The 22289-nt window shown below is 68.3% G+C and carries 20 protein-coding genes; 8 read left to right on the forward strand and 12 right to left on the reverse strand.

Annotation, left to right across the window (positions count from 1 at the left end; all coding sequences use genetic code 11):
• Position 1 precedes the first annotated feature (1 nt).
• Positions 2 to 1363, reverse strand: coding sequence for a lysine N(6)-hydroxylase/L-ornithine N(5)-oxygenase family protein (locus DVH23_RS18815; protein ID WP_114578955.1), 1362 nt, complete (start codon positions 1361 to 1363; stop codon positions 2 to 4).
• Positions 1360 to 1947: a GNAT family N-acetyltransferase gene (locus DVH23_RS18820; RefSeq protein ID WP_114578956.1), complete on the reverse strand. Its 588-nt coding sequence runs from the start codon at positions 1945 to 1947 to the stop codon at positions 1360 to 1362. The genes DVH23_RS18815 and DVH23_RS18820 overlap by 4 nt, the downstream gene beginning before the upstream one ends.
• 304 nt (positions 1948 to 2251) lie before the next feature.
• Here DVH23_RS18820 and DVH23_RS18825 point away from each other — a divergent pair, with 304 nt between their 5' ends.
• A complete protein-coding gene (locus tag DVH23_RS18825; RefSeq protein WP_114578957.1) occupies positions 2252 to 4054 on the forward strand; it encodes an ABC transporter ATP-binding protein in 1803 nt (600 codons plus the stop codon).
• Between the two features lie 28 nt (positions 4055 to 4082).
• Here DVH23_RS18825 and DVH23_RS24390 read toward each other — a convergent pair whose 3' ends face one another.
• Entirely contained in the window at positions 4083 to 5300 is a 1218-nt protein-coding gene (locus DVH23_RS24390) for a glycosyltransferase family 4 protein (protein ID WP_198668005.1), read from the reverse strand.
• Positions 5301 to 5322: 22 nt separating this feature from the next.
• Positions 5323 to 6249, reverse strand: a complete 927-nt coding sequence (locus DVH23_RS18835; protein ID WP_114578958.1) for a hypothetical protein — start codon at positions 6247 to 6249, stop codon at positions 5323 to 5325.
• Positions 6250 to 6355: 106 nt separating this feature from the next.
• Between DVH23_RS18835 and DVH23_RS18840 the strand changes: the two genes are divergently transcribed.
• On the forward strand, positions 6356 to 7543 hold the full coding sequence (locus DVH23_RS18840; protein WP_114578959.1) for a glycosyltransferase family 4 protein: 1188 nt from the start codon (positions 6356 to 6358) through the stop codon (positions 7541 to 7543).
• A 195-nt stretch (positions 7544 to 7738) separates the two neighbouring features.
• Here DVH23_RS18840 and DVH23_RS18845 read toward each other — a convergent pair whose 3' ends face one another.
• The 3 genes from DVH23_RS18845 to DVH23_RS18855 all read right to left on the reverse strand — a co-directional run bounded on the left by DVH23_RS18845 (position 7739) and on the right by DVH23_RS18855 (position 11753).
• A complete protein-coding gene (locus DVH23_RS18845; protein ID WP_114578960.1) occupies positions 7739 to 8986 on the reverse strand; it encodes a hypothetical protein in 1248 nt (415 codons plus the stop codon).
• Positions 8987 to 9061: 75 nt separating this feature from the next.
• Entirely contained in the window at positions 9062 to 10162 is a 1101-nt protein-coding gene (locus tag DVH23_RS18850) for a glycosyltransferase (RefSeq protein ID WP_114578961.1), read from the reverse strand.
• A 331-nt stretch (positions 10163 to 10493) separates the two neighbouring features.
• Positions 10494 to 11753, reverse strand: coding sequence for an O-antigen ligase family protein (locus tag DVH23_RS18855; protein ID WP_114578962.1), 1260 nt, complete (start codon positions 11751 to 11753; stop codon positions 10494 to 10496).
• 364 nt (positions 11754 to 12117) lie between these two features.
• Between DVH23_RS18855 and DVH23_RS18860 the strand changes: the two genes are divergently transcribed.
• Entirely contained in the window at positions 12118 to 12435 is a 318-nt protein-coding gene (locus DVH23_RS18860; protein WP_114578963.1) for a hypothetical protein, read from the forward strand.
• Here DVH23_RS18860 and DVH23_RS18865 read toward each other — a convergent pair.
• The 3 genes from DVH23_RS18865 to DVH23_RS18875 form a co-directional block, all read right to left on the reverse strand.
• Complete coding sequence (locus DVH23_RS18865; protein WP_114578964.1) at positions 12432 to 13622, reverse strand: alanine--glyoxylate aminotransferase family protein; 1191 nt, start codon at positions 13620 to 13622, stop codon at positions 12432 to 12434. The two genes, DVH23_RS18860 and DVH23_RS18865, sit on opposite strands and share 4 nt — an antisense overlap.
• A 44-nt stretch (positions 13623 to 13666) precedes the next feature.
• A complete protein-coding gene (locus tag DVH23_RS18870; protein ID WP_114578965.1) occupies positions 13667 to 14020 on the reverse strand; it encodes a DUF5658 family protein in 354 nt (117 codons plus the stop codon).
• 166 nt (positions 14021 to 14186) lie between these two features.
• Positions 14187 to 15980, reverse strand: a complete 1794-nt coding sequence (locus DVH23_RS18875; RefSeq protein WP_114578966.1) for an acyl-CoA carboxylase subunit beta — start codon at positions 15978 to 15980, stop codon at positions 14187 to 14189.
• A gap of 107 nt (positions 15981 to 16087) precedes the next feature.
• Between DVH23_RS18875 and DVH23_RS18880 the strand changes: the two genes are divergently transcribed.
• The 3 genes from DVH23_RS18880 to DVH23_RS18890 are packed head-to-tail and all read left to right on the forward strand — an operon-like array spanning position 16088 to position 18228.
• Entirely contained in the window at positions 16088 to 17224 is a 1137-nt protein-coding gene (locus tag DVH23_RS18880; protein ID WP_114578967.1) for a hypothetical protein, read from the forward strand.
• Positions 17208 to 17396 carry a hypothetical protein gene (locus DVH23_RS18885; RefSeq protein WP_114578968.1) on the forward strand — a complete coding sequence of 63 codons (189 nt, stop codon included), beginning with the start codon at positions 17208 to 17210 and terminating at the stop codon, positions 17394 to 17396. The genes DVH23_RS18880 and DVH23_RS18885 overlap by 17 nt, the downstream gene beginning before the upstream one ends.
• 25 nt (positions 17397 to 17421) lie before the next feature.
• Positions 17422 to 18228, forward strand: coding sequence for an aminoglycoside N(3)-acetyltransferase (locus DVH23_RS18890; protein WP_114578969.1), 807 nt, complete (start codon positions 17422 to 17424; stop codon positions 18226 to 18228).
• A gap of 7 nt (positions 18229 to 18235) precedes the next feature.
• On the opposite strand, the gene DVH23_RS18895 is transcribed toward DVH23_RS18890, so the two are convergent.
• Both DVH23_RS18895 and DVH23_RS18900 read right to left on the reverse strand, forming a co-directional pair.
• Entirely contained in the window at positions 18236 to 19120 is an 885-nt protein-coding gene (locus DVH23_RS18895; protein WP_114578970.1) for a class 1 fructose-bisphosphatase, read from the reverse strand.
• Positions 19117 to 19944: a class I fructose-bisphosphate aldolase gene (locus DVH23_RS18900; protein WP_114578971.1), complete on the reverse strand. Its 828-nt coding sequence runs from the start codon at positions 19942 to 19944 to the stop codon at positions 19117 to 19119. The genes DVH23_RS18895 and DVH23_RS18900 overlap by 4 nt, the downstream gene beginning before the upstream one ends.
• Before the next feature lie 123 nt (positions 19945 to 20067).
• Between DVH23_RS18900 and DVH23_RS18905 the strand changes: the two genes are divergently transcribed.
• Both DVH23_RS18905 and DVH23_RS18910 read left to right on the forward strand, forming a co-directional pair.
• Positions 20068 to 20922, forward strand: a complete 855-nt coding sequence (locus DVH23_RS18905) for a 3-hydroxyacyl-CoA dehydrogenase family protein (protein ID WP_114578972.1) — start codon at positions 20068 to 20070, stop codon at positions 20920 to 20922.
• Between the two features lie 74 nt (positions 20923 to 20996).
• A complete protein-coding gene (locus DVH23_RS18910) occupies positions 20997 to 22283 on the forward strand; it encodes a hypothetical protein (protein WP_114578973.1) in 1287 nt (428 codons plus the stop codon).
• Positions 22284 to 22289: the final 6 nt, after the last annotated feature.

The following is a 22289-nucleotide window of genomic DNA, read 5'->3' on the forward strand; positions in this document are numbered from 1 at the left end:
CTCAGTCCTCGTCGCCCACTCGCGGTGCGTCCGAGAGCCGGCGCGCTCCCCGGTCGGCAACGAAGTCGCCGGCCGCGAAGCTCTGGAAGACGTCGGCGCTTGCGGGCTCGTAGAGCTCCTCGCTGGCGACGGCGTTGACGATGGTGGCGTTCCGGTAGGGACCGAGCCCGAGGTCGGGCGCGTTGATTCCGTGGGTGTGTAACTCCGCGTTCTGGACGAAGATCTCGCCGTCGAGTCCGTCGGTCACGAAGCGGAAGTCCCGCGTGATCTCGAGACGGCCCTGCCCGTCGCGCCGGAGCCGGTCCTCCAGGGGCGCGAGGAAGGGCGGATCGCTCCGGGCGTAGCCCGTTCCCAGGACGACCACCTCGCTGTCGTGGAGGAACCGTTCGTCCTCCTGGCACTGCCGGCAGATCATCCGGTAGCCTCCCCGCGACTCCCGGCTCTCGATGTCGGTGACCTCCGTCGCCGCGAGCAACCCCACGTCGGGATCGGCGTCGCCGATGGAGTTCCGGTAGAGCGCGTCGTAGATCCGCGCGCTCGTGCGCTCGTCGATCCCCTTGTAGAGGAGGTCCTGGCTCCCGAGCAACTCGTCTTTGGTCTCCCGATCCAGATCGTAGAAGTAGTCGATGTAGTCGGGGGTGTAGACCATGTGGCCGAGTTTGCCGTCAGCCATCTGGAAGAATCCCCGCGACCGGGTGATCCAGTCGAGGCCGTAGTCGTGGTCGGGCTGGCGCTCGAGGAGGTCCCGAACCACCTCCGCCGCGCTCTGGCCGGAGCCGACGACGGTGACCGAGTCGGCCTCCAGACACCGCTCGCGATTGTGCAGATATGACGCCGAGTGGAACACGTCGCCTCCGAGGACGTCCTCGAACTGGTCGGGGACGTGGCGCTGGGTCCCGATCCCCATCACGACGTTCTCGGCGGCGTAGCTCGTCCGCTCGCCCGTCCCGGGATCGACCGTCTCGACGACGAAGACGCCTCCCTCCTCCCGGACGTCGGTGACCCGCCGGTCGAACGCCAGTGACGGTAGCTGGTCGGCGACCCACCGGCAGTAGTCATTGTACTCGCGACGCGGGATGAAGAACTCCTCGTAGAAGTAGAACTCGTAGAGGCGGTCGCGGTCGTGGAGGTAGCTGAGGTAGCTGTAGGGGTTCGACGGATCGGCCATCGTGACCAGATCCGCGAGGAAGGGGACCTCGAGGGTGGTCTCCTCGATGAGCATCCCCTCGTGCCAGTTGAACTCCGGTTCCTGCTCGAGGAAGACGGCGTCCACGTCGGCGGGCGCGTCGTCTACGAGCGCCGCCAGCCCGAGGTTGAACGGGCCGATTCCGATGCCGACGACGTCGCGGACGCGGTCGGTCATACGATCTCCTCCTCGAACCGATCCCGGTCACAGAACATGAGAACGCCCGTCTTGTCGGGCAGTTCGACCTCGCGCTGGCGCTCGAAGCCGCTCCTCTCGAAGGCGCGAATGGCGCGTTCGTTCCGGGCGTCGGGCTCCGTGACGATCCGCCGGGTTTCCGGATGTTGGAACTGGAAGGCGACCATGGCCGTCACGAGCGGGCTCGCGTACCCCTTCCCGAGATACTCGGGGGGACCGATGAGCAGGTGGATCCCCTGGTCGGCCGGTTCAGCGTCGTAGTACTCCCCTATTCGGTCCCTGGCGGCCCAGTAGGACTCCCAGTAGCTCATCGGGGTGTGATCGAGGTAGCCGATGTACAGCGTCTGGTCGTCGTCTCTCGCCCGCTCGTCGATCGTGTCTCTGACCTGGGGAAGCGGATCGTTCTGGGTCCAGTAGGGCAGGACATGCTCGCTGTTGAGCCACGTGTGGAGGCGTCCGAGGTCGCGCGCGAGATCGACCTTCCGGAAGCCGATGGTCCTCCCGAGGTCGGGGTCGGTCGTGAGGAAGCTGTACCCCGACCCGACGGTCTCCCGGGGCCCGGTCATGCCGGGATCGCCCCCCCGATCGCCGTCCGGAGCCGAGAACCCGTCGTTTCAGTGTGTGAGTTCATCTCCTGATCGCTCGTTACACCCAATTTTTAGGCCAACCTTAAAAATGTGTAGGTCCCGCGTCGGCCCGCCGACGCGACGAGGCTCTCACACCGACCCTTTCGGATCCTCGAATAAAGCCGTTCCCATATGTTTGGCCGGCCTAAAGCACCCGTCTCGAGGCTCGGAGGGGACGATACTCGGGGATGAGTGGATTTATACGCCCGAGGCCGGAGGGGTGACGTAGACACAGCCACCCGCCATGTCCGACTCCGACTCCCCGCCGGCCTCGCGACGCGAGAAACTCGACGCCTTACGCAGCGTCCTCGCCTACGACCCGAAGCTCACGGTTCCGATCGTCGCTCTGGGGATCGCCGCCGCCGTCCTCGAAGGGATCGGACTGAGTTTCGTCCTTCCGATCATCGAGCTGGTCCGGGCCGACGGCCGGCCCGCGGAGGGCGGGATCGCCGGGGTCTTCGCCACCGTCTACCGAACCCTGAACGTCCCGCTGACGCTCGGAACGGCGGTGCTCGGCGTCGCCGCCGTCATGACCGTCCGCTTTACCGCGAGCTTCCTGGTGGCGTGGTTTCGCGAACGCCTCCGGATGTCCTACATCAGGGACCTCCAGACCGAGGCGTTCGGGAACGCCTTCGACGCCGAGATCACCTATCTGGACGAGGAGGGCTCGGACGACGTGCTGAACGCGATCATCACCCAGACGTTCTACGCGGGCCAGGTGATCGAGCGGCTGGTCGTCTTCGTCGAACAGTCGTTCCTCGGCATCGTCTACGGGCTCATCGCCTTCCTCGTCTCGCCGACGCTCACCGTCCTGACGGTCGCCGTGCTCGGGGGCGTGACCGTGTTGTTGCGCGTCGTCGTCGAACCCGGCTACGACATCGGCGATCGGGTCGCCGACGCAAACGAGCGGCGCCAGGAGGCCGCCCAGGCGGGCACACAGGGGATGCGCGAGAGCCGGATTTTCGGACTCGTCGACGAACTGTACGGCGACTTCGCCGACAGCGTCGAGGACTACACGCGGGCCCGGATCAGGCTGCGCCGCAACGAGGCCGCGATCGACAACGCCTATCAGCTCGCCGTCGCGGTCTCCGTGTTCGCGCTCATCTACGTCTCGCTTACGTACGCGGAGCTGACCCTCGGCTCGCTCGGACTCTTCCTCTTTGCGATGTTCCGGCTGGGGCCCAAGGCCAGCCGGGCCAACGAACTGCTCTACCGGATCGAACAGGACCTCCCACATCTCGTGCGCACGCGACGGTTCACACGCGACCTCGCGCGCAACGCCGAGCCCGACGTCGCCCGACGCGAGACACCCAACACCGTCGAGTCGATCGCCTTCGACGACGTCAGCTTCTCCTACGACGGGGAGACCGACGTGCTCCGCGGGGTCGACTTCGCCGCCGAACGGGGGGAGTTCGTGGCCTTCGTCGGCCAGTCCGGCGCCGGGAAGTCGACCGTCGTCTCCCTGCTCGCGCGGCTGCACGAACCCACGGGCGGCGAGATCCGGGCCAACGGGGTCCCGATCGGCGAGATGGACATCGCCGAGTGGCGCGAGCGCGTCGCCGTCGTCGGCCAGGACCCCTACGTCTTCGACGACACCCTCCGATACAACCTGACGATCGCCGACAGGGCGGCCACGCGCGAGGAGATCGATCGCGTCTGTGAGATCGCACGCGTCGACGAGTTCCTCGACGACCTTCCGAAGGGGTACGAGACCCGGGTCGGGGACGACGGCGTGCGCCTCTCGGGCGGACAGAAACAGCGCGTCGCCATCGCACGGGCCCTGCTGGGCGACGCCGACGTGTTGCTCCTCGACGAGGCGACCAGCGACCTGGATTCGACCCTCGAGCGCGACGTCCAGGAGGGCATCGAGACGATGGACGAGGAGTACATCGTCGTCACCGTCGCCCACCGGCTCACGACGGTCCGGAACGCCGATCGCATCTACACGCTCGACGCGGGCGAGATCTCCGAGGTCGGCTCCCACGACGACCTCGTCGAGAACGACGGCGAGTACGCCGCCCTCTACGCGACCCAGACCGGTGGGTAGAGCGCCGAAGCCGCCGCGACTACCGGAGTCATCGCTCCAACGCCGCCTCGTACAGCGCCTCGAACTGCGGCACGACCGTCTCGGCCCGGTAGGCCTCGATCTCCTCGGCGGCCGCCGCCGATCGGGCCGAAAGCGCCTCGCCAGCCAGGAGGTCCGCCAGTGCGGCGACGAACCCCTCGATGGAGCCGTCGGTCGTGACGCCGGCATCGCCGACGATCTCGGCGACGCTGCCCACGTCGCTGGCGACGACCGGCGTCCCCGTCGCGAGCGCCTCGAGGAACACCCGCCCGAACGGTTCGTCCCATCGACCGGGATAGACGAAGCAGTCGTGGGCCGCGAACACCGCCGGGAGGTCGTCGTTGGGTAGCCACCCGGTGAACGCCACGCGATCGGCGAGACCGCTCTCTGCGGCCCGGCGTTCCATCTCCGCCCGGAGGTCGCCGTCGCCGACGACCGTCAGTCGGACGGCGTCCGAAAGCTGGCGGTTCAGTCGCTCGAGGATCGGGACGAGGCGATCGACGCCCTTGTGTTCGGCCAGCGAGCCGACGTACAGCAGGTCGTAGGGCCCCTCGAAGTCGCTCTCGTGGGGGCGGCAAAACCGCTCGTCGAGAACGTTTGGAACGACCGTCAGCCGCTCCGGAGGAAAGCCGAAGTCGGCGTAGGTGGCCGCGATGTGGGGCGAGAGGGCGTGGTAGGCGTCGATCCGGTCGGCCACCCGTTCGCCCTCCCGCACGAGCTTCAGATAGCCCAGCCTGCTCGCCGAGCGATAGAGGGGGCCGTCCTCGCCGCCGCCGCTGGTCGCGATCGAACACGCCGTACACTTCGCCAGCCCGTTTTCGGTACAGGGCTCGCGGTCCATGTAGCGGAGGTCGTTCTTCGGACAGATCGCGCCGTAGGCGTTGAGCGTCACGACCGTCGCGGCGTCCGTCCGCTCGGCGATCGCCCCCATCGCCGGCATGGCGTTCATCACGTAGCTGTGAACGACGTCGTACTCGTCGAACTCGGGAAGGCGTTCGCGGAGCGCGTCGTTCAGTTGGAGCGCCGAGTGGTAGGGATATCCCGAGAGGTCGAGCGGGCGGACCGAGACGCCGGCGTCGATCGTCGCGTCCTCGGGCGGCGTCTCCCAGGGGTATATCGTCACGTCGTGGCCCCGATCGGCCAACTCGAAGGCGATCCGCGAGGCGCTGTGGGTCGCGCCCGTCCCCTCGCCCTGGGGGTACGTCGGATGGACGAAACCGACCTTCACGCCGTCCCCCTCGCGTTCGTTCTCATTCGGCGTACCCGAGGTCGCGGAGCCGTTCGGCGACGACGTCGTCGTCGGCCGATTCCTCGCCGTGGCCGGCGGTGGACGCACGGATCTTCCGGCGGGGGCCGTCCTCGTAGACCAGCCACGGGACGGAGACGAGTTCCGGGGTGTAGACGCCGCGGGGGTGGCCCCACTCCCGGAACGGGATCGGGAACGCGCGCTCGCCGACCATGTTGCCGTGGTCGGCCGTCACGACCGTCCTCCCCCCGAGCTTCTCCATCGCCTCCTCGACGTGGGGGAGCGCCCGGTCGAGGTTGGCGTCGTACAGCTCCCAGATCCCCTCGCGGTCGGCGTCGAGGCGTCCCTGTAACAGCTGGACCCAGACGTTTTCCTCGCTCGCTTCCGTGTCGGTGAAGTCCCCGCCCGCAAAGCGGGTGTCGGCCCCGATGAAGGGGTAGTGGGGCTGCATGTAGTGGATCACGAGTCGCTTGTCGGGGTGTTCCTCGTTCGCCCGGAGTGCGGCCGCCGTCACCGTCTCGGGGAGCACCGTGCCGTGGTCGTCGCTCCAGCCGTCGCCGCGCCAGACGTCGACGACGGCAGCAAACTGAGCCTCGATCGACTCGCGGTGCTGGTGGAGCTGTGGGTTCGCGGTCACGTAGACGGTGTCCCGGAGGTCGCGCCCGCCGACGTTCGCACGGAGGAACTCGACCGTCGTGGAGGCCCGCGACTCGACGCGTCGGAGGCGACCGGGCAGGTCCGCCCGGCGCTCGAACATGTCGTACCGGCAGGCGTCGAGCACGAGCAGGTTGTCCCAGTCGGCCGCGAACGGGTCGATGCCGTCCTCGTTGTACGAGCGGAGCCCGAGCCGGCGGTGGTACAGCCGGTTTGCGTGTCTGCAAAACAGGATCGGGTTCTTGAGCGCACGGGACAGCCGCGAACGCGCGTCCATGTGCCCCAACCTCGCTCGAGACGGGAAATGAGTGTTTCGCCATCCCGTTCGAGCGAACCCTCGCGTCGAGCGCAACGTTGATTCTCCATCGCGGTCCAGACGGCGTATGCACGTCCTCGCCGCGACGAACAACCTCTATCCCGAGCCGGAGGCGACCGGCTCCGGGCGCTACAACTACGAGGTCGGTCGCGAACTCGTCGAACGGGGGCACACGGTGTCGGTCGTCACGAGACGCCGGGGCGACGCGCCCGCCCGGGAGACGGTCGCCGGGATGGACGTCCACCGCTACGGCGCGTCGATCCCGCGGCTCCCGGCGACGCTCCGCGAGATCGACCGGCTGGTGGCGTCGATCCGGTCGAAGGCGCCCGTGGACCTCGTGAGTTTTCACGGCGCACTGAGTTCGTTCGGCGTCGATAGAGCGGTGGCCGACCCGGTTCCACGAACGTACACGGTCCACGGGCTCTGGGGCGTGGAGTACCGCGACCGGCTGGTCGACCCGAGTCCGTGGGCGGCCCCGTGGCACTGGCTCAACAGCATTCTGCGCCACCGGATCGAGGCCAACGTACTGGGCCACAGCGACGGTGCCATCGTGTTGAGCGAGTTCATGCGCGAGCGCCTCCGGGAGTACCATCCCCACGCCTCGCCCTGTTCGGTCGTTCCGGGCGGCGTCGATGCCGCCCGGTTCGCTCCCCTCGACGGTCCCCGCCCCGACCTGTTCTCGGACGGCGAGACCGCGTTTCTCACGGTCCGCCGGCTCACCCCGCGGATGGGTCTCGAGACGCTACTCGACGCGTTCGCGAGCGTCGCCGACGGCGCCGACGCCCACCTCTACGTCGGGGGCGACGGCCCGCTCCGCGATCGACTGCGGGCGCGCGCGGATCGGCTGGGAATCGAGTCGGCCGTCACCTTTCTCGGCTACGTCCCGGAGGAAGACCTCGCCACCCTCTACGCCGGCGCGGACGTCTTCGTCCTCCCGACGCTCGAGCTCGAGGGGTTCGGGCTCGCGACGCTCGAGGCGCTTTCGGCGGGCACGCCCGTGATCGGGACGCGGGCCGGCGCGACCCCCGAGATCCTGGGCGATCTGGAGTCCCGGGAAGGGATCCCGGAGTCGCTGCTGGTCGACCCCGGCGACGCCGACGCGCTCGCCACACGGCTGGTGGCGTGGGCGCGGCTGTCGGCGCCGGCGCGTTCCGAAGCGGGCGACGCCTGTCGGTCCTACGTAATCGACGAGGGCTACACGTGGGGAGGGGTCACCGACCGACTCGAACGAGGGTTCGAGGGACTGGTCGGCTGACCCATCCCGGAGTGCCAACAGTTATCATCGGATCGGGCCTACCCTCGATCGATGGATCGGGACCGACGCCGATCGTCCTCGGAATCGAGGGCGAACGCCGCGATACGGACGCTCTACCGGCGGGCGGCGAGCAGCAGGGCTCTCTCCGTCCTGGGCGACGAGCGGGTGCTGATCGGCGCTCTCGCCGTCTCCGTTCTAGCGAGTGCGGTCTCGGTGTTCCGCTCGAACCCCGCCGCCGGCATCGAGTTCCTGAGCTTCGTGCTGGTGTTCGTCCCCCTGGCGGTGCTGATCGACCGTTTCCTCGAGATACCGACGGAGTGACCGGTACCACGACTCGAGGACGGGCGCGCCGAGGACGGCCAACAGAAACACGAAGATCGAACGGTGTCTGATCGTCGTCCCGTAGTTCGAGTCGATCAGGCCGTAGCCGACGACGCCGCCGCCGTAGACGACCAGCAGGAAGACGGCCACGGCGGAGTCGGCTTCGACGGCGCGAAGCGAGCGGTAGGCGATCACGACGAGCGCGACCAGGAGCGGCAGCGAAAGGACGGCCGCCAGGTCGAACGCCGAATCGACGTGCAGCGGGAACGGCGCGAACTGGAAGTAGATCGCGCGGACCGGTGCGGCCAGCACGACGTCGAGCCACGACTCGTATCGCATGGACTCGAGGTAGGCGCCGCCCCCGATCGCGCGGTACTGCACCCGCGCGTCGAGGGCATCGACGGGGAACAGGGCGGAAAACAGCGCGAACCCGCAGACGCCGACGGGGATCGTTGCGAGCGCCAGGGAACGCAGCGGGATCTCCCGGCCGGCGACTTTCCTCACTACGGCGACGAGCAGCGCTCCCCCGGCACCCAGCAGGATCAGCAGGGCCAGTTCCTCCCGCAACAAGAAGACGGCCACCCACAGCGCCGGGGCGGGAAGCGCCCACCGGCGCCGGCCGTCTGCGATGACCCGCACGCAGACCGCGAGCAGCGCCACCGCCAGCAGCGTCGAGAGCGCGTCGCGCATCGGGAGCGTGTTGAACAGGAACGGGAACGGAAAGAACAGCAGAACGACCAGGAGGCCGTCGGTCGATTCCAGGGGAGCGTAGAGCCGCCGGGCGACGTAACACAGCGGGAGCGGAATCAGGACGGCCAGCAGGCCGTTGACGACGGCCAGCACCGTCGGATCGGCCCCGAAGGCGGCGTAGAGGAGCGCCTGGACCGTGGCGAACGCGTCGACCGGGGACAGGAGGTTGGGGTCGGCCCCGGAGAGGATGGCCACGGCGGCCGTATGGAACAGATCGATGTCCCAGTCGTAGGGGACCAGGGGGAGCACGACCACGGCGAGGAGGAGATGGCCCGCGAGGGCGACGCCGCCCGCGTAGCCGTAGAGCCGGGATCGTCGCCGAGCGACGAGGGCGAACGCCACGACGACCGCGACGACGGCGGCGACGACCATTCGCGGACGGCTACTCCCGGACGCCCCATATAGATGCGGATCGGTCGAAGGCCCGGACTCGATCCGATCGGGCGGTCACTCGGAAGCGACCGCGTCCCGATAGATGGCGCTCGTCCGCTCGAGCATCCGTGTCTCGGCGAACTCCTCGCGGACGCGACGCCGGGCGTTCGCCGAGTAGCGCCGGTAGCGCTCCGGATCCGCGAGCAACTCCTCGGCAGCCGCCGCGATCGCCTCGGGATCGCCCGGCGGGACGGTTCGGCCGGTCTTCCCGTCGACGCTGACGTAGGGGACGCCCGTGGGCAGTGACGTGTTGATCACCGGCAGCCCGCGTTTCATCGCCTCGAGCTGGACGATCCCGAACGACTCGTTTCTACCCACCGACGGGAGGACGAACAGGGTCGCCTCGGAGTAGAGCCGGTCGAGTCTCGCCTCGGAGACGAACCCCTCGAAGGTGACGCGATCGGCGACCCCCTCCGCGCGGGCGTGGCGCTCCAGGGAGTCGCGTTCGGGTCCCTTCCCGACGATCGAGAGCGTCGCGTCCAGGCCCCTCATCGCCGAGATGAGGCGATCGACGCCCTTGAACTCGACGAGCCGACCGACGAACAGGAGGTCCCGGCCCTCGAGCGGTTTCGGGGCGATCGGGGTGTCGTCGGTCTCGATCCCGATCGGGACGACGGTGGCGTTCGAACGGAACTCCGAGAGCCGCGCACACTCGTCTCGCATCTGGGGCGAGGTCACGATGATCCGCTCGGCACCGCCGAGAAACCGGTCGAGGATGGGTTTGTACGGGTAGACGACGGGTCCTTTGCCGATGATGTCGTCGTGGAAGGTCGCGACGAACGGCGTCTCGACCCGGTTCAGGAGGTGGCTCACCGGCCCGAGCGGAAAGGGCAGGTGGTAGTTGATCAGGTCGGCCCACTCGAGTTGCTCTCTCAGTCGGTAGGGAAATCCCGGACTGATCGGCGTCGACTTGACGGAGCCGAAGCTTCCGGCGCGAACCACCGTCGTTCCGTGTTTCTCGTCGACGCCACCCTGCCCCCGGATTCGTGATGTCAGGATTCGGGCGTTGACATCGTCTATCCCGGTGACGAGGGTTCGAACCATGTTCTGTATCCCGCCGGTGAACGGGAGGTAATACGTACAGACGTGCAGGACGTTTGGCGTGTCGTCGGTCATGGTTCGAGGGCAGCGTCCCGGAAACGGGCACCAGAGGACGCCGTCGTTTCCGGAGAGGAAGAAGAGGAGATTGATAAGCAGCACGATTTTTAGGCTGGCCGAAAAGCTTGCCCTCGTCGAGCCGGGGTGTATCTGTGTAATATCGGATTACCATCAAACTAATTGTATGAATTGATGTACTCCGGTTTACGTTCTGGCGTACCGCTACGCGGTCGGAGAGGAGGTTTCCAGCGTCTTCCAGAGTACCTGCCGGCTCGTCACGCAAACCGTATAGTAACTGGATCGGACGGGCGGGTACCGTAGGTGATACTCGTCGACCCCGAGGAGATATTCAAGAGCGCACCGATCTCGCTGTGGAGTTCGACTCGACACGTGAAAGTCCAGGGATCCGTATATATCGCTGGGGATCTGCTCGATAGGCGAGTAGTCCGGCGAGGGCGAACAGATACCGGTTCTCGTTTACGTCTCCGGTCACCATCGCGTTGATTCCCAGATAGACGAACACGACGAGGAGAACGAGATGGACGGACCGACCGGTCGTCTGCCACTCCGAGAGCGCGATGAAGAGGGCAGTTCCGAACAGGCAGGCGAGAAGTCCCAGACCCACCAGCCCGAGTTCGAAGACGACCTCGAGGACGAGATTGTGGGGATAGTACTGGTGGTCGCCGTAGCCGGTGAGTACCGGCCACGAGCCCAGGCCGTGCCCGACCGGAAGCATCCCGATATCGAGCCCGTCGATGGTCTGGTTCCAGAGCACGAACCGACGGTTGAGCGACCATCCCGGTCCGTCGGCCAACACCAGGAGCCGCCGGACAGTGGCGAGCTGGCGCCCGACCGTCACCGTAAGGACTCCGAGCGCGAGCGCACCGCCCGTGTAGGCCCCGATCGCGGCGACGCCGTTCGGAAGCGTGCCGGTCGAGATGCCGACGACGAGGAGCAGCCCGATGGCGACGATCGTCGCGACCATCGGACCGCGGGCCCCGGTCGCAAAGAGCGCGAACACCATCCCGGGGAGAGCCACGGCCGCGGCGACCGTGACCCGGCGATCGCTCCTCGAGAGGACGAGATAGCCGACGAGGAGCAACACGCCGAGCCCCAGGAGACGACTGGTGATCAGGTAGTTGGTCCCGAACGGCGAGAGCGTGGCCCGGCCCGACGGCTGGGCGTACTCGATCAGCGATTCGATCCCGGTGAGCACGGCGAGTCCCGTCGTCGCGATCCCGGTATACCGGAGGCGTCGGGTCGACGACGCGACGCCGAGGGCGCCGGCGCCGAACGCCAGTCCGGTCACGGCGACGAGCCGGAACGCCTTCGAGAGGTAGTACTCCGAACTCGGCGTCCACAGCCCGGAGACGACCGCATAGGCGCTGAAGGCGACGAAACAGGCGGTGAGGGCGAGGCCGGCCCGGGTGAGCCGGATCCGCTCTCGCAGGACCAGCCAGCCCCCGGCGGCGACCATGAGCGTTCCGAACACCAGGGTCAGATCGACCGGGATCCAGGCGAGGTACCACGCGCTCTTGTAGACGCCCGCGAAGACGAACGCGACGTAGAGAGTCGAGAAGACCGCGTCGTCACGGGCGTGAGACCGCATCAGTATCCTCTTTTCTCGCCCGCTCGTAAAACCCGCGGAAACGGTGGCGTCCGGGTGGTGCCCTCGACCGCGCTCGACGCGGCCCTGCCCGCCGTGTCGCCTCCGGTGCCCGAGCGAGGACCGTAGCGCTTCCTTTCCGACCTGTGAGCGCCGACGCGGCGATGGACCCGATGGGGCGAGCGAGTGTGACTGCTGGCAATCTCCGCACGCCTACCGATCGGGGCGCAGAACACGGATAGTTCTGACCCGAACTGATTGGCCATGTTTGCGCTTTATGGCCTTTTATCGTCCGCACGTCCACAAACATCCGCCAGGAGAGTACAACGCAAAGGCTTATGACCGATGGGAACGTATCCCAGTACGAATGGGACCTGTTAACACGCGTCTCGTCGAGCAGGCCAGGTCGATTTTCGCGGAGCTGGGATACACTGTCGAGGGCGACGGCCCCGAGTTCCGGGCCGAACGCGAGTGGAAGGTCGTCCACGTCCGGACCGTACTCGAGGAGGGACGGCTCCCCGAGGGCGGCGACTTCCACTGTTTCGTCGCCGAACCCGAGAGCGCCGACGACCTGGAGGCCGAACTCCGCCGGGTCGATCCGGACTACGAATGGGCGATCATGGTCGTCGACGGCGAGGAGTACGAGGTCGAGCGCGCGCCCCCGGGACCGACCGTCTCGGCTTAGCGCAGCGCGCGCCGCGTCGCCGCCACGCCGGCGTCGGGATCGACGTCGGCACCCATCGACTCGAGCACGTCACCCAGTGCCGTCACCACGTAGATCACGTTCTCCGGGCGCGCCGAGTGGCCCATACAGCCGATCCGGAAGATCTCCCCCTCTAAGTCGCCCAGTCCGCTCGCAATTTCGAGGTCGTACCGATCCAACAGCTCCGCACAGACCTCGCCGTCCTCGACTCCGTCGGGAACGCGGACTGCGTTCAGGCTCGGGAGCCAGTAGTCGTCGGGGGCGTTCATCTCCAGCCCCATTCCCTCGACGCCCGCCTTCAGCGCGCCCGCGATCCGCTCGTGGCGCTCCCAGCGTGGCTCGATCCCTTCCTCCGCGACGAGCCGTAGCGCCTCTCGCAGAGCGTAGACGTTCGACACCGGCGCGGTGTGGTGATACGAACGTTCCTCGCCCCAGTAGCCCTCCAGAAGGGAGAGGTCGAGGTACCACGACCGGACCTCCTCCTCGCGCGAGAGCACCTTCTCCATGGCCTCGTCCGAGAGCGTGAGTGGGCTCGCGCCCGGCGGACAGGAGAGACACTTCTGGGGGCCGGCGTAGGCGACGTCGATCCCCCAGTCGTCGACCCGAAGCTCGACGCCGCCGATCGAGGTGACGCAGTCCGCGATCACGAGCGCGTCGTGGTCGTGGGCCGCCGCCGTGAGTTCGGGCACTGCGGGCTGGCGGACGCCGGTGCTCGTCTCCGCATGGATGAAGCCGAAGACGTCGGGATCGTGGGTCGCGAGCGCGTCGGCGACGGCGTCGGGATCGAGGGGCTCGCCCCACGGCGCCTCGACCTCCACGACGCCGCCGCCGGCCCGGCGGGCCATCGAGGCCATCCGGCCGCCGAAGTAGCCGTTCGTGGGCACGAGTACGGTGTCGCCGGGCTCGACGACGTTGCCGATGGCGGCCTCCATCGCGGCCGAGCCGGTGCCCGAGACGGGGATCGTCCACTCGTTTTCGGTCCGGAAGGCGTACCTGAGAAGCTCCTGGACCTCGTCCATGATCTCGACGAAGGCGGGGTCGAGGTGGCCCACGAGGGGGGTGCTCATCGCGCGCAGCACGCGCGGGTGGACGTCGCTCGGTCCCGGCCCCATCAGCGTCCGGTCCGGCGGCGTCAGTTCGCCCGTCGTCGGCCCGTCGGTGTCGGCCATAGCGGGGGCCAGGAGGGGAACCGACAAAAGCGTTCACGCATCGGTCAGATGACGACCACGAGCACGGAGAGGTTGTACGCGGTCGCACAGAGCCAGGGACCGGCGAGACAGGCCGGGACGATCGGCGCGTAGGGAGCGGGAAGCAGCGGCCGGCAGGCGAGGCCGACGCCGATGGCCCCCGCCTTCATCGCGACCATCGCGACGGGTCCCGCGACCTCGATCGCGCCGCGAGCAACCGGGTTCGACTCGACGAGGCCGAGGTGGAGTCCGAGAAGCGTCGTCACGACGTCGCCGACGAGCGCGAGGGCGACCGCGAGCCAGAGGGCGCGCTCAAGCCTGCCCGGCGTCCCGGGTCGTCCGAGACCGAGGACTTCCTCCCGAACGCGATCGGTTCCCATACCCCCGCCGCCGGAGTCGAACCGGCCCGAACCCTCGCGGGAACGGAGAAGGACCGGGCGGGAGTATTGGTATGAGCCGCGTGCGGGCCCCCTCGGGGGATCGGTAGGCCACCCCTACACCAATGGAGGCGGCTCGAACGGCCACGGAATCCGACGAACGGGGTGGTTACAGGATCGTCCCGTGTTTCTTCGAGGGCAGTTCCTTCTCGACGTCCGCGTAGAAGTCGAACCGGGCGGCGAGTTCCTCTCGAAGGCGGCTCGGGGCGACGATCTCGTCGATGACGACCTCGCTGGCCATCCGGTGGATGTCGATGTCCTCGCGGTACTCCTCGCGCAACTCCTGCTCGCGTCGCTGGCGTTCCTCCTCGTCGTCGATCTCGGCGAGTTTGCGTGCGTAGACCGCGTTGATCGCGGCCTCGGGACCCATGATCGCGATCTCGCCGGAAGGGAGGCCGAGGACGCTCTCGGGGTCGTAAGCTGGCCCACCCATCGCGTAGATCCCCGCGCCGTAGGCCTTCCGGACGACGACCGTCTGTGTGGGAACCGTCGCGGAGGAGGTCGCGTAGATCATCTTCTTGCCCTGTTCGAGAATGCCTTCCTTTTCGACCCCCGAGCCGGCCATGAAGCCGGGCGTATCACAGAGGTAGAGCAGGGGGACGTCGAACGCGTCGGCTTTCCAGATGAATCCCGCCGCCTTCTCGGCGGCGTCCGGAAAGATCGCGCCCGCGCGGTGGGCGGGCTGGTTTGCGACGACGGCGACCGGGCGGCCGTCGATCCGGGCGAACCCGGTCAGGATCTCCTTGCCGTACTCGGGCTGGAGTTCGAAAAAGGAGTCGCCGTCGACCACGCGCTCGATCACGTCGGCCATGTCGTACCCCTTGTTCGGCGCCCCTGGAACGACCGAGTCCAGTCCCTCGGGCGCCGCCGTCGGCTTCTGGGACTCTGCTACCGGCGGTTTCTGGTCGGCGTTGTCGGGAAGGTAGCCCATCAACTGGGCGACCAGCTCCCGGGCGTGTTCCTCGTCGCGGGCGACCAGATCCGCCGAACCGGACTCTCGGGCGTGGACCTGGGGCCCCCCGAGATCCTCTAACGTGATCTCCTCGCCGGTGACCATCTCAACCATCCGGGGGCTAGCGATAGCCATCGCGCTCATTCCCTCGACCATGACGGTGAAATCGGCGAAGACGGGGGTGTAGGCCGCGCCCGCGATACAGGGGCCATAGAGGACGCAGATCTGTGGCACTCGCCCGGAGAGCATCGAGTGGTTGTAGTAGTATTTCCCGATCCCCTCGCGGTTGGCGAAGAAGCCGGTCTGCTGGTCGATCCGCCCCCCTGAAGAGTCCATCAGGTAGAGCACCGGCTTTCCGGTCTTCAGCGCGCGCTGTTGCATCCGGAGGAACTTCTCGACGCCCTTCTCGGCCATCGAGCCCGCCTTCACGGTGAAGTCGTTGGCCATGAAGTGGACGTCCCGGCCCTCGAACTCGGCGGCGCCGGTCAGCAGGCCGTCGGCGGGCAGGCGGTCGTCGGGGTCGGGATCCCTCCCGTCGGGATGCCAGGCGTCGAAGTTCGCGAACGAGCCGTCCTCGAAGCGGATCCCGCCCGCCGAATCGCCCCCCTGGTGGGCGCTTTTCTCCCCGAACCAGAGCTCGAGTCGGTCGCGGACGAACAGTTTACCTTGCTCCGCGAGCCGGTCGCGATACTTCTCGGGTCCTCCCTCGAGGATGTCGTCGATCTCCTCGCGCAGCCGTTCTTCCCGGTCGGTCGGTCCCGCTTGGGCTTCGGGCTCTCGATCGTTCCCGGAGTCCTCGGCTCGAGTTTCGCCGGGTGGGTCCCGAACCGCGATCGGTTCCTCGCCCTCCTCGGCGTAGACCGCGACCGATTCGTCGACGTGTCCCGCGAGCGCGGCGGCGATGGCGGCGGCCTCCTCCTCGCTGGCGCCGGCCGCGATTCGGACGTCCATGCCGACTCTGGGAGAGCGCGCTCCAAACCGTTTTCCCATTATCGTTCCCGACCGACCGCTGTACGTGAACATTAGCTATCACGACCGGCGCCACACTCTCGCTCTCGATGACCTCGACCGGGAGCCCCGCCGACCGACTCGCCGCCGTCCGGGATCGGCTCTCCTCGAGGACATCGAGGCGTCGCTTTCTCCGAGTCGCCGGAACCACCGGCTACGGCCTCGGGCTGGCGAGCCTCCTCGGCGTCGACGAGTTCCTCGCGGCCGACGAGGGCGAGGTCCCGGTCGTCACCGCCCTCGTGCGGGAGGACCGCTCGGATCCGTCGTCGCTCACCCCCCGGACGCGGGCCGTCCCCGCCGACTGGTACGCCCGGGTGTCGAAAGCCTTCGCCCTCCACGAGCAGGTCGCCGCCCGCTCGATCACCGGGCTGCTCGGCAGCGCGGTCCGTCCCGGTTCCTACGACCGAGGGACGGCGACGCTCGCGGTCGAGGTCCGCCCGGAGGACGCCGACCAGGTGGGCGAGGCCCTCGAGATGCTGCTCGCGGGCGAGGAAGTCACGATCGAGTCGGTCCGTCGGCACCCTCCCGAGGACGCGTCGGGCGAGCCACGACTCGCGGGTGCTCTCGGGGGCGGTCCCGTCCCCGGCGGGGTTCGCTGCCGGACCGGGGACAGGGTCGCGACGCTCGGGCCCGCGCTCTACCGGGACGGTTCTGCGTACTTCACGACGGCCGAACACGCCTACGGCGAGGGCGCGACCGTCGGCGACCCCCTCTCTTTGCCCCGGCGGGACGCGGGGACGGTCGAGATCGGACGGGTTCGCCACGTCCACCCCGCCGTGGACGTCGTCGCCGTCTCGCCGACGGGGGGGTTCGAACCCGAGAGCGCCATCGACGGCGCCACCCCCTCGCGGGTGATCGGACAGCTCACCCGGTTCGGGCTCGCGGACCTCGCGGCGCGGGGCGAGCCTCTCGAGAAGGTCGGCGCCCAGACCGGCCACACGACCGGGGAGATCCTGGGGATCGACGCCGTCACCTGCGTGACCGGTGACTGCCGGCGGGGACAGCTTCAGTGGGGCACCGAGACCGACCTGACCGACGGCGACAGCGGTTCGGCGGCCTACTACCCGACGGAGGAGGGGCTCCTGATCGCGGGGTTCAACAACGCCCGGACCTGGTGGCCCGGCCAGAACCACCTCTGGGGGGTCGCCGCCTACCACCTCACCGAAACCCATGGGTACCACTTCTGACGTTCTCGGCGTCGTCCGCCGGGTCCTCGCCGACCTCCTCGTGGTCACCGTCTGGGTCGCCTTCCTGACGCTCGCTGCCCTCGCGACCGCCTGGCCCAGGTCGGTGTTCTACGCCCTGCTCGTCGGCGGGATCGCCGCCTGGGTCGGGATCACGGCCGATCAGAAGGATTGAGAGACCCCGCGACAACACTCCCTTCATGAGCGAATGGGAGGCGATCGAGCGGGTCGCCGAGCCGGTGGTGCCGTCGCGGATCGTGGCCGACCTCCGAGCCCTCGGAATCGAGGGCGGCGAGACGCTGCTGGTCCACTCCTCGCTGTCGGCGATCGGGTGGGTTCCCGGCGGCGCGCCGGCAGTCCTCGATGCCCTCCAGCGAGCGGTGAGCGAGGCAGGGACGCTCATGATGCCGACGCACTCGACGGACTACACCGATCCCGAGAGCTGGTCGAACCCGCCTGTTCCCGACGAGTGGATCGACCGGATCAAGGAGACGATGCCGCCGTACCGTCCGTCGATCACGCCGACTCGGGGGATGGGCGCGATCCCCGAATGCTTTCGGAGCTACCCGGACGTCCACCGGAGTGCCCACCCCGCGACCTCAATGGCCGCCTGGGGACGGGACGCCGAGGCGGTCGTCGCCGATCACGCCCTCGACTACCCTCACGGCGAGGATTCCCCGCTGGCAGAGATCTACGATCGGGACGGCTCGGTGCTCTTACTCGGCGTCGGCCACGACGCCAACACCTCCCTGCACCTGGCCGAGAACCGGGCCGACCTCGGGACCGAGACGGTCGAAAACGGCGCCCCGATCCTCGCCGACGGCGAGCGCGTCTGGATCGAGTACGAGAACGTCCCGGAGGACACCGGAGACTTCCCCGCGGTCGGCGAGGCCTTCGAGCGCGAGGTCGGCGCGGAGAGAGGACAGGTCGGCGCGGCAACCGCCGTCCGGTGTGACCACCGAGATCTCGTCGATTTCGCGACGGAGTGGTTCGAGAAAAACCGGTAGCCGCCGGCTACGCGAGCGCGTCCTCGAGCCGGTCGATCAGATCGGGGGAGCCGACGTGGACCGGGGTCCGTCCATGGAGTTCGTCCGCATCGCGGGAGAGCAGCGACCCCTCCCCATCGGAGGAACGACCGCCCGCACGTTCGACGACGTAGCCGATCGGGTTCCCCTCGAACTGGAGTCGAAGCTTTCCGGCGGGCCGGGAGCCGAGTGCCGGGTACGAGAAGATCCCGCCGTAGGAGAGCACCTGGTTGACGTCGGCGACCATCGCGCCGCCGTAGCGGGGTTTGCACTCGCCTTCGATCTCGCGGGCGAAGGCGGTGAACTCGGGGGACCACTCGGGGACCCGGCCGCCGAAGCCGTACACCGTCGGCTCCCGCGGGAGGGTCACGGAGCCCTCGAGCAATCGGCGGTCGCCGCCGTCGATCTCGTACTCGGCGGCGCCGTCGTCGGTGGCGACGACCATCGTCGTCACGGGGCCGAAACAGACGTAGCCCGCGGCGACGAGGGCGGTTCCCGGGGCGGGGATCGGTTCGGTATAGCAGCCGAAGATGGTGCCCATCGGGTTGTTCGAGACGAGGTTCGAGGAGCCATCGAGGGGATCGACCGCGACCGAGAGTCCCTCGCCGCAGTCGACCACCGACTCGCGCTCCTCGCTTGCGTACTCGCCGACGCCCTCGATCGCCCGGAGCCGCTCTCCGAGGAGGTCGTCGGCCCAGACGTCGGCTTCCATCTGTGTGTCCCCGGTGGGGTTTGCCTCTCCGCCGACCGGCTGGCGCCGGCCAACGAGGCCCTCCCGGATCTCGGGGGCCGTTCGGCTGACGACGTCTACGACCTCGCCGACGACGCGGTCGTGGTCGCCGCCGACGACGAGGGCATCCAGACCCTCGCTCATCCCTCGATGGCGGCGTCCGTGGCGTCGGCCTCCGACTCGTTGCCGAGGGCGGCCCCCGCAGTTTGCTCCTCGTAGATGACCGACTCGAGGCCGTCCAACAGCGGCGTGGGGTCCTCGCGCTGCCAGACGTTGCGCCCGACCGCGAGGCCCGACCCGCCGGACCGGATCGTCGACTCGACCGTCGAGAGGAACTCCTCGTCGCTGGTCTTCGAGCCGCCGCTCATCACGACCTTCATGTCGCCGGCACACCGGCAGGCGTGTGCCATCGCCTCCCGGCTGCCGGGATACTTCACCTTCGCGATGTCGGCGCCGAGTTCGAGAGCCAGGCGGGTGGCGTAGGAGATGGTGCTCGGCTTGGTGTCGTTTTTCAGCCCCTGGCCGCGCGGATACGACCACATCACGACCGGGAGGCCGTACTCGCGGGCCTCCTCCTGGATCTCCCGGAACTCCTCGACCATCTCGATCTCGTGGTTCGAACCGCCGTAGACGGTGAAGCCGACGGCGTCGGCGCCGATCTCGGCGGCGTACTCGACCGAGCAGTTGACGGCGCTGTCGGGCTCGCCCATCCAGAGGTTCGAGGTGCCGTTGAGCTTGACGAGCAGGTTGACGTCGTTTTCGTAACTGGGGTAGTACCCTTCGGCGATCCCCTTCTGGACGGCGATCGCGGTCACCGTGTCGTGGGTCGCCGTCTCGAAGACCTGGGCGGGATCTAACTTCTCGGGCACGTCCTCGAAGTCCACCGGGCCGTGTTCGAGTCCGTGATCCATCGCGAGGATAACGGACTTTCCGTCCCGGACGATCGGCGAATCGTCGATCGGTAGCATTGGGAAACACCTCCGACAGGAGCGCATATATTTGTGGCGGTTGCAACGGTGAAAATTTATACTACCTCGTGTAGTAAATCCTCGGGGCGCCAGGCTTACGGCCCCCTCCGAGCAACGGAGGGCATGGTTCGCGATCGGATCGACCGGGTCGGCGTCGTCGGCGCGGGGACGATGGGAAACGGGATCGCACAGGTCGCCGCGACGGCAGGCTACGACGTCGTCATGCGCGACGTCGAGGCGGAGTTCGTCGAGGACGGGCTGGCGGCGATCGACTCGAGCCTCTCGCGGCTCGAGGATCGGGACGACCTGGAGGAAGAGCCCGGGGAGATCAGCGGGCGCGTGACGGGAACCACCGAGCTGGCGGACCTCGCGGACTGCGATCTCGTCGTCGAGGCCATCGTCGAGGACCTCGAGATCAAGCGGGAGGTCTTCGCCGATCTGGACGACCTCCTTCCCGACGACGTGGTGCTCGCGACGAACACGAGCACGCTCTCGATCACGTCGATCGGGGCAGCGACCGATTCTCCCGAACGGGTCGTGGGAATCCACTTCATGAACCCCGTCCCGATCATGGAGGGCGTCGAGATCGTCGTCGGCGAGCGGACCAGTGAGGGAGTCGTTGCGCTGGCCCACGACTTCTCCGAATCGCTGGGAAAGACGACCTGGGAGGCCGACGACAAGCCCGGCTTCGTCACCAACCGGATCCTGATGCCCTGGATCAACGAGGGGATCCGAGCCTACGACGAGGGCGTCGCCGAGAAGGAAGACATCGACCGGGGGATGGAACTCGGGACGAACGTCCCGATGGGGCCCCTCAAACTGGCCGACCACATCGGGCTCGACGTCTGTCTGCACGCCTCCGAGACGCTCCACGAGGAACTGGGCGATCGCTACATCCCTGCCTACCTCCTCAAACGGAAGGTTGAGGCCGGCGACCTCGGGAAGAAAACGGGCACGGGATTCTACGAGTACGAGTGACGGCCGTCCGTCCCGAGTCGCCGCCCGTCCATCGCGGGGTACCTATTTGGCACTGACACGAGTTGATCGAGTCGATGGGACGCGCCGGTCTCGCGTTCGCGGTCTATCTCGTGGTCGCTGGCGTCCTCGCCACCGCCGTCGTCGCCGGCGCGCCGCCGCCGGAACAGCTCTGTGGCGTCTGTGGCCCGAGCACCGCGAACGACGCCGAGATCGCGGGCGCGAGGGGTCCGGGAACGCTCGACGTTTACATCGACGACGACGGCGACTCCCGCTGGCAGGCCACCGTGCCGGTCGCCGAGGACGCGGCCGAGCGCTACCGGACGGACGGGGCCGCCCTCGAGGCCGCGGTCGAGGACGCGTGGGCGCGCCACCACGTCGCCGCTGGCGACGTCCGGACCGTCGAGTCGAGGGTGGCCGAGGGCGCCGTCGTGGTGAACTACACCGTCGATGACGTCGCCGAACCCGGCGTCGGCGACGCCTGGATCGTCGATTACTTCGCGACGGGTGCGTCGCCCACGCGTTACGAGATGGTCGTCGAGCGGGTGACGATCCACGCGCCGGCCAGGGCGGTCGTCACGAACGATCCCGCCGGCGCCGCCGTCGAGGGAAACGCCGCTACCTGGACCCGCGAGGGCGAAGTACCCGGGGGGTTCGACGAGCAGACGTACGTTACCTACGGCGGAGACGGCCCCTTTGGTTCGATGAGGGGGTATGCGACGCTCGCCGCGGAAACCGGCCCGACGGCACTCGACCACGGCGTTCGCGGCGGGGTCGTTCCCGCGGTGGTGCTGGTACTCGCGGGAATCGGGATCGGCCACACCCGCTTCGGCCGCGACGCGTTCGACGCCGCGACGCTCGAGAGACTGATCGTGGCCGTCGGGATCGTCGGCGCGGCCGGCTTCTTCGTCGTCGGTGCGGTCACGACCGCCGGCGGTCTCGCGTCGGATGCCGTCGCGCTGGCCTCGCTGAGCGCCGGCTACGCCCTGCTCGGGTCCGGAGCGCGTCGTCTCGCTCGCTTCGGGACCCGCGGGCTCGTCGGCCTCGCGGTGCTCGCGACGGTCGTCGCCGCGGGGATCGCCCACCTCATTGCCGGTCCGGTGTACGCGACACCGCTCGCCTTCGGGCTGGCGACCGCGCTCTATCTCCCGATCGGCCACGCTGCCGAGCGGGGACGGACGCCGGTCGCGATCGTCGCGCTCGCCGCGCTCGCGCCGATCGCCGCGGTCGCGGCCGTCGCTCCCGTCTACGTCCTCGGCTTCGGCCCGGCGGTCTACGGTCTCCTGTTGATGCCCTGGATCGCCGTCGTCGTCGCCTTCGGCTATCCGGTCGCGTTGCTCGGTCGGCGCCTGGCACACGAGTAGTCGGGC

Source organism: Saliphagus sp. LR7 (genome assembly GCF_003344565.1).
Lineage (GTDB): Archaea > Halobacteriota > Halobacteria > Halobacteriales > Natrialbaceae > Saliphagus > Saliphagus infecundisoli.

Excerpts from the sequence above, each read along its gene's own strand:
- DVH23_RS18895 (WP_114578970.1), bottom strand. The coding sequence starts at position 19,120 with ATGAGCGAGGGTCTGGATGCCCTCGTCGTCGGCGGCGACCACGACCGC.
- DVH23_RS18890 (WP_114578969.1), top strand. The coding sequence starts at position 17,422 with ATGAGCGAATGGGAGGCGATCGAGCGGGTCGCCGAGCCGGTGGTGCCG.
- DVH23_RS18865 (WP_114578964.1), bottom strand. The coding sequence starts at position 13,622 with ATGGCCGACACCGACGGGCCGACGACGGGCGAACTGACGCCGCCGGAC.
- DVH23_RS18840 (WP_114578959.1), top strand. The coding sequence starts at position 6,356 with ATGCACGTCCTCGCCGCGACGAACAACCTCTATCCCGAGCCGGAGGCG.
- DVH23_RS18835 (WP_114578958.1), bottom strand. The coding sequence starts at position 6,249 with ATGGACGCGCGTTCGCGGCTGTCCCGTGCGCTCAAGAACCCGATCCTG.
- DVH23_RS18860 (WP_114578963.1), top strand. The coding sequence starts at position 12,118 with ATGGGACCTGTTAACACGCGTCTCGTCGAGCAGGCCAGGTCGATTTTC.
- DVH23_RS18900 (WP_114578971.1), bottom strand. The coding sequence starts at position 19,944 with ATGCTACCGATCGACGATTCGCCGATCGTCCGGGACGGAAAGTCCGTT.
- DVH23_RS18885 (WP_114578968.1), top strand. The coding sequence starts at position 17,208 with ATGGGTACCACTTCTGACGTTCTCGGCGTCGTCCGCCGGGTCCTCGCC.
- DVH23_RS18815 (WP_114578955.1), bottom strand. The coding sequence starts at position 1,363 with ATGACCGACCGCGTCCGCGACGTCGTCGGCATCGGAATCGGCCCGTTC.
- DVH23_RS18875 (WP_114578966.1), bottom strand. The coding sequence starts at position 15,980 with ATGGACGTCCGAATCGCGGCCGGCGCCAGCGAGGAGGAGGCCGCCGCC.
- DVH23_RS18910 (WP_114578973.1), top strand. The coding sequence starts at position 20,997 with ATGGGACGCGCCGGTCTCGCGTTCGCGGTCTATCTCGTGGTCGCTGGC.
- DVH23_RS18905 (WP_114578972.1), top strand. The coding sequence starts at position 20,068 with ATGGTTCGCGATCGGATCGACCGGGTCGGCGTCGTCGGCGCGGGGACG.
- DVH23_RS18855 (WP_114578962.1), bottom strand. The coding sequence starts at position 11,753 with ATGCGGTCTCACGCCCGTGACGACGCGGTCTTCTCGACTCTCTACGTC.
- DVH23_RS18870 (WP_114578965.1), bottom strand. The coding sequence starts at position 14,020 with ATGGGAACCGATCGCGTTCGGGAGGAAGTCCTCGGTCTCGGACGACCC.
- DVH23_RS18850 (WP_114578961.1), bottom strand. The coding sequence starts at position 10,162 with ATGACCGACGACACGCCAAACGTCCTGCACGTCTGTACGTATTACCTC.
- DVH23_RS18820 (WP_114578956.1), bottom strand. The coding sequence starts at position 1,947 with ATGACCGGGCCCCGGGAGACCGTCGGGTCGGGGTACAGCTTCCTCACG.
- DVH23_RS18825 (WP_114578957.1), top strand. The coding sequence starts at position 2,252 with ATGTCCGACTCCGACTCCCCGCCGGCCTCGCGACGCGAGAAACTCGAC.
- DVH23_RS18880 (WP_114578967.1), top strand. The coding sequence starts at position 16,088 with ATGACCTCGACCGGGAGCCCCGCCGACCGACTCGCCGCCGTCCGGGAT.
- DVH23_RS18845 (WP_114578960.1), bottom strand. The coding sequence starts at position 8,986 with ATGGTCGTCGCCGCCGTCGTCGCGGTCGTCGTGGCGTTCGCCCTCGTC.